This is a genomic window from Saliniramus sp. (genome assembly GCF_035311605.1).
GTDB lineage: Bacteria > Pseudomonadota > Alphaproteobacteria > Rhizobiales > Beijerinckiaceae > Saliniramus.
Genome location: NZ_DATGCW010000071.1, coordinates 1 through 10,702, shown reverse-complemented (window position 1 = coordinate 10,702; position 10,702 = coordinate 1). Strand labels below are relative to the sequence as shown.

Sequence of the window (10,702 nt, the reverse complement as noted above, 5' to 3'; positions counted from 1 at the left end):
GCTCGAAATCCGCGAGCATGTGCTCGACCATCAGCTTCGAGGCGCCGTACGGATTGATGGGCCGCGTCGGCGTGCTCTCGGTGATCGGAATCTGCGGCGGCTCACCGTAGACGGCACATGTGCTCGACAGAACGATCTTGCCGACACCCCCGTCGCGCAGGGCCTCCAGCAGCGTCAGGGAACCGGCCAGATTATTGCGGTAATACTTGCCCGGATCGGCAATGGATTCACCGACATAGGCATGCGCGGCGAAATGAATGGCCGCTTGTGGTCGGTATTGCCGGATCGCGGCATCGAGGGCTGCGCGATCCGCGATGTCGCCATGGATGAACGGCCCCCAGCGCACGGCCGCGTGATGGCCCGAAACGAGATTGTCGTAGACGATCGGGTGGTAGCCGGCACTCGCCAGGGCCTTGCAAGTCTGCGCGCCGATATAGCCGGCACCACCGGTGACGAGGACCGTGCTCATGTTCGCTCCATATATTCTGGATTGTGACTGTGCCGTTTCGATGCACGACTTATCGGTGGATAAATATCACACTCGCAAGTTTTCACTTTATTCAGGTTTCGTTGCCAGTGTTGATAAGCTGATTTTGTGGCAGATCTCACCTGATGGTGACAGGTAACGGTGGCCCCATGTCCGACTTCATCCGGCCATGCTTGCGACGCATGGGAATGAGTAGTCTTGCAGCGCGTCTTCTGCTCACTGGCCTGATGGCGATGTTCGCGCCTCTCGACAGTCCCGGTGAGGATTCCGGCTCCGCCGCAGCCTCGCCCCTCGATCACGTCGCATTCGGCGTCTATGACCCGCATGGCCGCTTCGCCTCTGCGCGTGAGCCGGCCATTGAGCACATTTTCGTCTTCTGGCAGGCGCTGGATCTGCGTGATTTTCGCCGTCGCCTCGATCAGGCGCGGGCGAGCGGGCGCATCATGATGGTGACCGTGGAGCCGTTTACGCGGGCGCCGAACTGGCGCGATGGCGGGGACAGGCTGTTTCAGGATATCCTGCGCGGCGGTTTCCGTGATGAGATTTCGACGATCTGCGGCACGCTCGGCGATTTCGGTGGGCGTGTCCTCGTGCGGTGGGGGCACGAGATGGAGAAGCCCACCGGTCGCTATCCCTGGGCACGCCAGGATGCGCGCGGCTATCAGGCGGCGTTCCGCCATTTCGTCGATCAGTGCCGCCGACTGGCGCCCGAAACGCGTTATGTCTGGAGCCCGATCGGCGAGCGCAATATGGGCGCCTATTACCCCGGCGCCGCCCATGTCGATTTCGTGGGCGTCTCGCTGTGGGGCTTGCAAAGCTATGACGAGCGCTTCCATGGCGGCGTGCGCGACTTTCCCGTGACCTTCCGCGAAAAGTATGATCGCGCGGCGCGTTTCGGCAAACCGGTGATCATCGCCGAGCTCGGCGTGTCCGGTGATCACAACTACCGCGAAGACTGGCTGCGCTCGCTGTTCGAGACGCTGGCCCGCTCCGAGAGCTTCCGCGCCCTGCGCGCAGTGGTCTATTTCAACGACAAGGAACCGCATTACTGGCCCTTCGATCTGGGTTCGCCGGACTGGCGTGTGACGCCCGATCAGTGGCGTGCCGTCCAGGCATCGGCGCTACAGCGTCTTGCTGCCCGCTGATGCCTGTCGGTTGCCACTGAACGGTGTGCGGGATGTGCAGCGTCAACCACCACTCCGCCGTGCGACTTCGGCCTTGTTGCGCTCATAACGCGAGAACACCGCATCACCGGGACGAAGCTTGTTGATCTCGTCACCCGGACGGATCGGGCTGTCGGCGAAGACATACCATTCGCCCTCCGGTTGCCGGCGCTGGAAGATCCGGGTCCCGTCGGTGCGGTGCTCGAAGCAGGTTGCGGCGACACCGTCACCGCTCACCGATGCCCAGTTCGCGCGAAAGCACAGATTGCCGGTCTGTGTCATGAACCAGTTGCCGTCTGCATAGGAGGCGTTCGCTCCGCTTCCTGTCCAGGCGACGAAGGTCCGGTCGCGGGCGTTCAGGAATCCGGCTCCGTCATCCCAGATCCAGGTGCGGTTGCCGTAGATCCGTTGCATCGAATGGATGCTCAGCGGCTCAGCGGCCATCGCTTCGCGGGCTATTTCGCTGGTTCCCTGCACCGCGCCGGGCCCCCTGTCCTGGCATCCGGTCAGGAGCAGGACGGCGAGGGCTGCCGTCGGCAAGGCCATATTCTTCATACGTTTCAAAGCCATGACACATTCCTCAGCGGCGCACGGGATAAATCGGGCGGTCACGCATGACACGCCAGTTCGGCAGTCCGAGATCATGAGGCCAGGGATGGACCTCCTGATCGTTGAAGTAGATGACCTCGCGCAGCTCCGCGAATTCGTCATAGGACCGGGTGACATCATCCGCCCAGGATTCGAGGTACGGCAACTGCCCCTCATAGCCGAGTTCCGCGACCCAGATCGGCTTGCCGTAGCCGACGGTCAGATCGTAGCCTTGGCGCAGACTCTCGGCGAAGGTACGTGGACCGCCATATTCGATCTCGTCATATTCTTCCAGACCGAAGACGGAGAGGCCGACGATATCGACGACATCGTCATCAGGGTAGTAATCGTCGAGTCCGGGCTCGCCCTTGGGCGACCACATCAGCTGCGCGTCAGGCAGCATCTCGCGGGTGATCCCGGCCATGCGCCGATAGGCTTCAATGTAATCCTCCGGTGCCCAGTTCTGCCAGGAAAAGCGACCCGTTGTGCTCTCCATTTCCTGAGCCCAGCGAATGATCAGCGGGCTGCGGAAACCGGAGACCGCACGCAGGATTGAACGCATGTTTTCGTCGCGGAAGCCGCCGAGAACCAGATCGCGCAGCTGCTCTTCGCTGACGTTCCAGTCGAGCGCCCACGACCAGGGCTCGATGGTGATCAGGATCTTGCGCCCGCGCTCGCGCGCATAATCATCCGCGATCCCCAGCCCGTCGAGTTCGATGTCTTCCCATGGCAGGAACAGGTGCTCGGTAGCGAGCCTGTCGTCTTCGGCGAAGTCGCCATAGGGATCATAAGCACCAAACTGCGTGCCACCTCCATGCAGGACCGGGCGCTTGTCGCGCAAGAGATCGCGTCCTGCGAGGGTGGCAGGTTGCGCCTTGGCCGGGTGCGTGCCGATCACCATGGGGGCGAGAGCAGCAGCCATCGCTGCCGTTGCGGTACCGCGCAGTATTCCCCTGCGGGTGACTGGGTTGGATACGCTAAACATCGCGCCTTCTCCTTGAATACCCCCTGGGCTGTTCAGGATCTTTGCGCCACCTGATGATATATTAACGGATTTTTCGTTGGTATTCATCTGAATTCTCCTTTCAATTGCTGCGTAGGAATGCTTATTCTCCCCCGAAACCGCGCCAGCGCGGGTTGAAGTGGATGCTGGGCTCGGTCCACCGCCCGGCGCCAGACGGCGTGAAGCGGATCTCCGTCAGCGTGAATGCCGTGATGCCGAGCGAAATCGCGTGCAGGCCCTGCGCGCCGTTACGTTGGCCGCCGGCATAGAGGCCCGACAGCATCGCCACGAGGCAGGTGGCGAGCACGACGCCCGCATAGCCGCGGGGCAGAAAGCTCAGGCGGTTCTCGCGTGCATGGCGCCACAACACGAGCAGGGTGAGGCCGGCATAGATCGCGCCGGTGACGAGCGAGAAGACGTAGAATCCCGCCGCACTGCCCGGATCCGTAACCGCGTAGGCCGTCCAGCCCGATACCAGCGCGATGAGGCAATAAGGCATGATCACCCGCAAGGGCAGATGATCGGTGTTGTCGGAGCCCTTTGGTGTCACCCGGAAATCCGCCGGGCGCCCGCGCAGATGATCGTGCAACGCTGCGAGCGATCCCATCAGCGCCCAAGGCCAGCGCAGGAAGAGGAAGGCAAGCCCTTCCCAGGAGAGTATCGGCGCCCGCACGGGACGAAACAGCCCCGTTGCGCGCCACCAAAAGGCGAGCATGATGAGCACCAGCGCCAGCGGCAGCATGTGCAGGAAGTAATCGACATAGGTGATATTGACGAAATGCTCGCCGGTCACGAGGGCGAAGATTGGCAGAAAGATCGTCAGCCCCATGATTACCGAGAACATCGGATACCAGAGCTGCGAGAAGCCGAACTGGAAGCGCCGGCGCGCATCGAGGCGGGGAATGAGCCTCGGCGACCAGTCGAGCAGGATGGTCACGAGGCTGCGCGACCACTGGAACTCCTGAATCACGAGATCGGCGAAGCTCTCCGGTCCCGCACCATTGGCGATGGCATCCACCGCATGCACGCCGCGCCAGCCATGGGCGTTGAACATCAGCGTGGTGGAGTGATCCTCCGCCAGTTCCGGCCCCAGCCCACCGATCTCACGCAAAGCGGCGGTGCGCACGGTGTAATGCGAGCCGATGCAGAGCGGTGCGTAGCCGTCATTATAGCCGGTCTGCAGCGCTCCATGCATGCTCGCCTCGACATGCAGGCGCCCACGCGCCGCCCAGCTCGCGCCGGCATTCGTATCGCAGATGCTTGGCGCCGAGACATAACCGACCGCCTCATCGGTGAACGGCGCGAGAGCGTGGACCAGGTAATCCGGCTGCGGGATGTGGTCAGCGTCGAACTGGGCGACGAAGTCGTATTGATTATAAGCGTAAGTATCGTAGAAATAGGCGAGATTGCCTTCCTTGCAACGCGTGCGCCGCGGCCATTGCGCATGATGGTATTCGGCAATGCCCTTCCGGCAGGAGACCTTGACGCCATGCGCGTCGCACCACGCGAGCGTTTCAGGCGAGGGACCCTCGTCGGCCAGCCAGACGTCGTAATGGAAACGATGATCGGGAAGGCGCTGGGCGAGCGCGCCCTCGAGCGTGCGGCGCACGATCGCGAAGGGCTCCGACGGCGCCTTTGTCACCACCATCGCGGTACGCGGCTCGCCCGGGAGATCGCGGGCATCGCTGACGCATAGGCGGGCACGGGCAAACAACGCGATGTAATAGAACGGGATCAGCGTGATCCAGGCCAGGATGAAGGTGACCAGCAGCCAGCGTCCCGGCGTATGGATGTGGCCCGGCTGAAACCACCAGATCCAGAAATATGCCAGAGCGGCGATCCACAAGGCGATTCCGGCTACATTGACCGCCTTGCGCCAGCCGGTGAAGACCGGGACGAAATATGGCTTTTCTGCGCTTGCAGCCGCAGTGTGAGAGCGCAGCTGGCTCGCACCCTGCAATGGACCTGATATGCCCGATACCGCCATAACACGCCACCTCTCTCCTGCTTCTCCTCTTTCGCCCCGCCCCGGAGCCGGCTGCTCGCCAATTCACTCCGCCGGTTTCATCGCCGCGTGATGGACGAGGGTCTCTCCGACCGATGGCGCGGGATAAAGAAAGCTCTGTCGCGCGACTGATCCGAGTGTGGCGTGATCGCGGCGTGGCTCGTCCGCCGTGAAGGCGATCGAAGCCGGTGGCTGCGCTTCACCGATGCGGCGCAGATCGAAACCGGCGGCGCGCCAGGCGCCGGGCGCGAGAATGTTGCGCAGATCGAAGATCGTGCGTCCGCGCATCAGGCCGGCGACGGCACGCGGATCGAGCGCCGCGTATTCGCGCCAGCCCGTGGCGATCACGAGGATATCGGCATTGTGCAGGCAGGCGGCGGGATCTTCGGCGAAGGTCACGCCTTCGAGCAGATCGCGGGCTGCCTCCATGCCGCGCGGGTCGTGGACGCGGATCTGCGCGCCTTCGCGCCGCAAGGCCGTGATGATGGCGAGCGCCGGGGATTCGCGCATATCATCTGTCTCGGCCTTGAAGGTGAGACCCATCACCGCGATCCGGCATGCACTGACATCGCCACGGATGGCCGCGCGAATGCGGCGCCCCATCGCCCATTTGCGTGCCTCGTTGACGGCGCTGGCCGTCTCGACCATGCGTAGCCCCGTCGCACGCTCGCGCGCGCTGTGCAACAGCGCGCGCAAATCCTTGGGAAAGCACGAACCGCCGTATCCGGGGCCGGCCTCGAGGAACTCGGTACCGATACGGCGGTCAAGGCCGATTCCGGTGGCGACATCGCCGATATCAGCATCCCAGGCCTCGCAGAAATCGGCGATCTCGTTGATGAAGGAGAGCTTGATCGCGAGGAAGGCATTGGCGGCGTATTTGATCGCCTCCGCCGAGCGGCGTCGGGTGCGCAGAATCCTCGCGCCTTGTTGCGTCAGCGGGGCGTAGATCGAAGCGACGATATTGCCGGCACGGGCTGTCTGGGCGCCGATGACGATGCGGTCGGGCTCCATGAAATCCGCGATCGCCGCGCCTTCCTTGAGGAATTCCGGATTGGAAACCACGCCGAATTCGAGTTGCGGGCGCATGCGCCGGATCAGACCCTCGATCATGTCGCCGGTGCCGACGGGAACGGTCGATTTCATCACGACAATGATCTCGTCGCGCGCATAGCGGGCGATGTCGCGGGCCGACGCGAAAACGAACCCGAGATCGGCTTCTCCGTCCTCCGGTCGCGGCGGCGTGCCGACACAGATGAAAGCCGTTTCCGCGCTCGCAAGTGCGTGGGCGGGATCGGTGTCGAAGCGCAGATGGCCGTTCGAGACCGTGCGTGCGACGATGGCCGCGAGACCGGGCTCGTAAATCGGGACCTCTCCCCGGTGCAAGGCGGCGATGCGGGTCTCGTTCGGATCGATACAGGTGACGTGGTGCCCAAGATCCGCAAGGCATGCCCCGCTGACGAGGCCGACATAGCCGGCACCGAGAATGGTAATTTTCATGATACTCTCCCCCGGATTACGCTCAGGTTGCAGCCATGCTGTGCGTCAGATGACGGCTGCGAAGGGTGGTGCGACCGCCGCAGCGACACGTTTGCGCGGGCGTGCCTGTTCCTCTGCGAGGCGGCGATCGAAATAACGGATGGTCGCGGCGAGCCCCTCATCGAGAGGCACGCGCGGCTTCCAGCCGAGGATGTTTTTCGCGCGGCTGATATCGGGCCGGCGGCGCTGCGGATCATCGACGGGCAGTGGCAGGCGCAGGATGCGCGATCGCCCGCCTACCATGTCGAGCACCATCTCGGCGAGCTCGAGCACGGTGACTTCGTGCGGGTTGCCGAGATTGACCGGTTCCGCCGTGGCCCCGGGCGCGTGCATCAGCGCATCGAAACCGGCGATGAGATCATCCATGAAGCAGAAGGAGCGCGTCTGCCGACCCGAGCCATAGATCGTCAGATCGCGCCCCAGCAGGGCCTGGACAATGAAGTTGGAGACGACACGCCCATCCTCCGGGTGCATGCGCGGACCATAGGTGTTGAAGATGCGCGCGATCCGCACCGGCAGACCGGTGGAGCGGGTGAAATCGCTCAGGATCGTCTCGGCGAACCGCTTGCCCTCGTCGTAACAGGCACGCGGACCGATGGGATTGACGTTGCCGTGGTAGCCCTCCGACTGGGGGTGCACGGTAGGATCGCCATACACCTCGGATGTGGAGGCGTGGAAGATCCCTGCATTGTCGCGCCGTGCCCGCGCCATCACGTTCCAGACTCCGCCGGCGGAGGTCAGCGCCGTCTTCAGCGGGTCCATCTGGTAATGAACCGGCGAAGCCGGGCAGGCGAGGTTGTAGATCTCGTCGAAGCGCGGCAACTCCTCCGGGATCGGTACGGTGATGTCATGCGCGATGGCGCGGAAGCGCGGGCTCTCGCTCGACAGCTCGAGATTGCGGGCAGAGCCGGTGAAGTAATTGTCCAGGCTGATGACTTCGTGATCCTGTGCCAGCAGAAGATCACACAGATGCGAGCCGAGAAATCCGGCCCCGCCCGTCACCAGAATGCGTCGCGCCCCACGCTTGCCGCCTGCGCGCAGATCAATGCCGTTCTTGCTTATCGACGCCATATCCAGCCTCCACGATCAGGCATTTGCAGGCGAATAAACGCCTCTTTCGCCTCTGTTTTCGTGGATTGAGCCTGCGGGGGTAACGAAATTTTAACAATCTACCAGAATCGGTGTGCGCGGTTTTACGCGTGCGCGGCGCCGAGGCGCCGGATTGCAACGTACAAACACCTAGACTTCCGCCTGATATCGATTGCAGAAAGATACGTATTCGTTGGTTCTGATATCTGGAAAACGCCAACAGGCACTGATTCGATTGAGGAATCAGCAATTATAAAGGAAATTTGTAAAAATACGTACTTATGATTCGACTTTGATCTGAAGCAGATGCTACCGGATTCGGTGTATTGATCGTTAACCTCATTCACCAGACACTTTACCTGCATTCAGCTCGGGAAGACTGGATGCATCAGTGACCACCCAAGCGATATGCGGGCTCACCGCCCCCTCGGTCGCCGAATGCTTTCGGTGTTCGAACGAGCTTGCGTGTTCGCCGGTCACTGCCGGACCAGGTACCGGGCGCCACCCCCGGTCCTGGTCCGGCTTATTCGCAGCAACGGTCTCATGTCTTCTTGTGCGGACGCCACGCGTTCGTGCAACCCGGCTCCTTGGGCTGACGTGAGCATAACCGAAAGGGAATGAACGTCATGAGCAATCATCCGCACGGCATTGACGACTCCTTCAACGCGAGCGCTGAGGATTCCTTCAATGCGACCAACGCGAACAACGCGTACGACAACCAGTCCGAAAACGAGTATTATAACGACAGTTTCAACGATAACTCGACGGACACGGATATCGATCAGACCCAGAACGTCGATCAGTCGCAAAGCGCTGATCTCGATGTCGATATCGACGATAGCCTGAACGATCAGTCGACGACGAATAATGCGAATGGCTCCTTCAATGCCACGGATAATTCGGACAACTCTGACAACACCAATAACTCCGATAACTCGCAATATACCGCGATGGACAATTCGGATAATTCCGATAACACGAACAATGCCGACAATTCGCAGTATTTTGCTCTCGGGTTCGAGCTCGATCATGAGGATATCGATGACTCGTTCAATAGCACCGACGCCTCCACGGAAGACAACTCGGTCGATGACTCGTTCAACGACGAATCCGACAACAGCACCACGACGGATCTGGATGATTCCTTCAATGACAATTCCGACAACAGCACGAGTACCGTGTTGCAGGATGCCCAGAACGACAAGAGCGTGACGGACTCCTTTAACGACCAGTCGGATAATTCCGTCGATGTTTCGATGGAGGATATGGGGAACGACAAGTCGAGCACGGCGAACAATTCGTTCAACGAGATCGACCAGTCCAACAATGCCGAAGACGCGTTTAATACCGATGTCGGCATTGATGTCGGGATCAGCGACAGCCTGAATGAATCGACGGACAGCTCGGTCGACGGCATGATCGCGGTGGAGGGATCGACCTTCGACGCGATCAGCGCCATCAAGGATGCGCTGAAGGGCGACGGCATGAATCTCGCTTTCTCTGCAAACCAGATCAGCGAGATCATGGACAACGATACGCTCCATCATCCGACATTGCACAGCAACAGCGAATGGGGCCAGCACGCTCACGCCAATGGCGGCGAGGCGACGGGCATCTATGCCAAAGACGGCTTCGGGGTCGATTCCGCCGAGGACATGGCCTTCCAGGCCGTCGGCGATGCCGATGCCATGGTCGGCCAGGAGGCCTTCAACCTCTCCATCGCGATGGGCAACAACATCCAGTTCAACTCTCTGGATGCCTCGGTCGTGGGCGGCAATTCCTCGATGACCGCCGGCGACGATCTGGCTGCGTGATCCGCGCCGGATACTGATCTGCATCCTCGCGCGCGCCGCGCGTGCGGGGATGCGTCCCGGACCGGGAGGCCGCCATGAGCATGATCGTCACCACCGAACTCATCTGGCATTTCGCAGGCTATCTGCAGATCTTCAAGACCATCAATGCCGAGCGTCCGGATTTCGCGGGCGAGACGCCACAGCCGCCGGCACTCGTTTTCGACGAGGACCCGGCGGAATGGATCGAGGCGCCTGCGGGCGATCCCGCTGACGATCTCGCGGCGATCCGCATCAACCTTTTCCAGGCCGGCCCCGGCGCGCCTTTCATGAGTGAATGGTTCGAAGGACGCGACTTCGCCTCCTTTCTGCCGTTACCCGCCTTCTTCGGTCCGCTGATGCCGTTCGTGATGAGCGCGCAGGGCATTGCGACCGGGGCGCTGATGCTGATGAGCCGCGAAACCGGCCCGCTCTACAAGATCAGCTTCGGCTCTGGCGGCGACAGCCGTCTCGTCGAACTCGCGCAATCGAATGCGCTCACCGATATCGACACGCTGCTCGCCATCGATCTCCTGACTGACACGCGCATCGCTCAGGAGAGCGCGGTCGTGCTCACGGAGATGATGGGCGATGCGCGCGACGCGATGCCCGTCTGGGCGAGCGATCTGCCGGGGCAGGGCCTATCCCTTCCCGACTTCCTCGTTGCGGAGGCGCAGGCGGCTTTCGCCGCGCAGAGCGAGGCTGGGACAGACGAACCCGCCGGCGCAACTGCCCCGCGCGACGGCGTCTTTCTCGACGGCGCGCGCATCGAGGCCGATGACGCGCCGGAATCGCCGCTGACCACGCTTTCGCTCTCCGGGGCGCTTGATCCGGACGCCGAGACCGGCGCTGAAATCCAGTTGATGGCACGTCCGGCCCCTGACGCATTCGGCACGGCGGCAGCAAGCGGCGGCAACGTGCTCGTCAACGAGGCCGCGTTGATCGATGCACTCATCCCCGCGCGCACGCTCACCGTGATGGGCGATGTCTTCCAGCGCGATG

General features: G+C 62.0%; 9 protein-coding genes. 3 read left to right on the top strand and 6 right to left on the bottom strand.

Annotated features, from left to right (window positions below):
- Window positions 1–469: NAD-dependent epimerase/dehydratase family protein (locus VKP01_RS03465; protein WP_324410305.1), on the bottom strand; the 469-nt coding region annotated here is incomplete at its 3' end.
- Window positions 470–675: 206 nt separating this feature from the next.
- On the opposite strand from VKP01_RS03465, the gene VKP01_RS03460 reads away from it, so the two are divergent.
- Entirely contained in the window at window positions 676–1,632 is a 957-nt protein-coding gene (locus tag VKP01_RS03460; protein WP_324410303.1) for a beta-mannosidase, read from the top strand.
- 42 nt (window positions 1,633–1,674) lie between these two features.
- Here VKP01_RS03460 and VKP01_RS03455 read toward each other — a convergent pair whose 3' ends face one another.
- The 5 genes from VKP01_RS03455 to VKP01_RS03435 form a co-directional block, all read right to left on the bottom strand.
- A complete protein-coding gene (locus tag VKP01_RS03455; RefSeq protein ID WP_324410301.1) occupies window positions 1,675–2,220 on the bottom strand; it encodes a DUF995 domain-containing protein in 546 nt (181 codons plus the stop codon).
- Window positions 2,221–2,230: 10 nt separating this feature from the next.
- Entirely contained in the window at window positions 2,231–3,160 is a 930-nt protein-coding gene (locus VKP01_RS03450; RefSeq protein ID WP_324410299.1) for a glycosyl hydrolase family 5, read from the bottom strand.
- Between the two features lie 184 nt (window positions 3,161–3,344).
- Window positions 3,345–5,228, bottom strand: coding sequence for a glycosyltransferase (locus tag VKP01_RS03445; protein WP_324410297.1), 1,884 nt, complete (start codon window positions 5,226–5,228; stop codon window positions 3,345–3,347).
- Between the two features lie 63 nt (window positions 5,229–5,291).
- A complete protein-coding gene (locus tag VKP01_RS03440) occupies window positions 5,292–6,743 on the bottom strand; it encodes a UDP-glucose/GDP-mannose dehydrogenase family protein (RefSeq protein WP_324410295.1) in 1,452 nt (483 codons plus the stop codon).
- 45 nt (window positions 6,744–6,788) lie between these two features.
- The gene (locus VKP01_RS03435) at window positions 6,789–7,853 is read right to left on the bottom strand and encodes a UDP-glucuronic acid decarboxylase family protein (protein WP_324410293.1); all 1,065 of its coding nucleotides are present in this window, start codon (window positions 7,851–7,853) and stop codon (window positions 6,789–6,791) included.
- 644 nt (window positions 7,854–8,497) lie between these two features.
- Here VKP01_RS03435 and VKP01_RS03430 point away from each other — a divergent pair.
- Together VKP01_RS03430 and VKP01_RS03425 are read left to right on the top strand one after the other, a co-directional pair.
- Window positions 8,498–9,685 carry a hypothetical protein gene (locus tag VKP01_RS03430; RefSeq protein ID WP_324410291.1) on the top strand — a complete coding sequence of 396 codons (1,188 nt, stop codon included), beginning with the start codon at window positions 8,498–8,500 and terminating at the stop codon, window positions 9,683–9,685.
- A gap of 74 nt (window positions 9,686–9,759) precedes the next feature.
- On the top strand, window positions 9,760–10,702 hold a 943-nt coding region (locus VKP01_RS03425), incomplete at its 3' end, for a hypothetical protein (protein WP_324410288.1).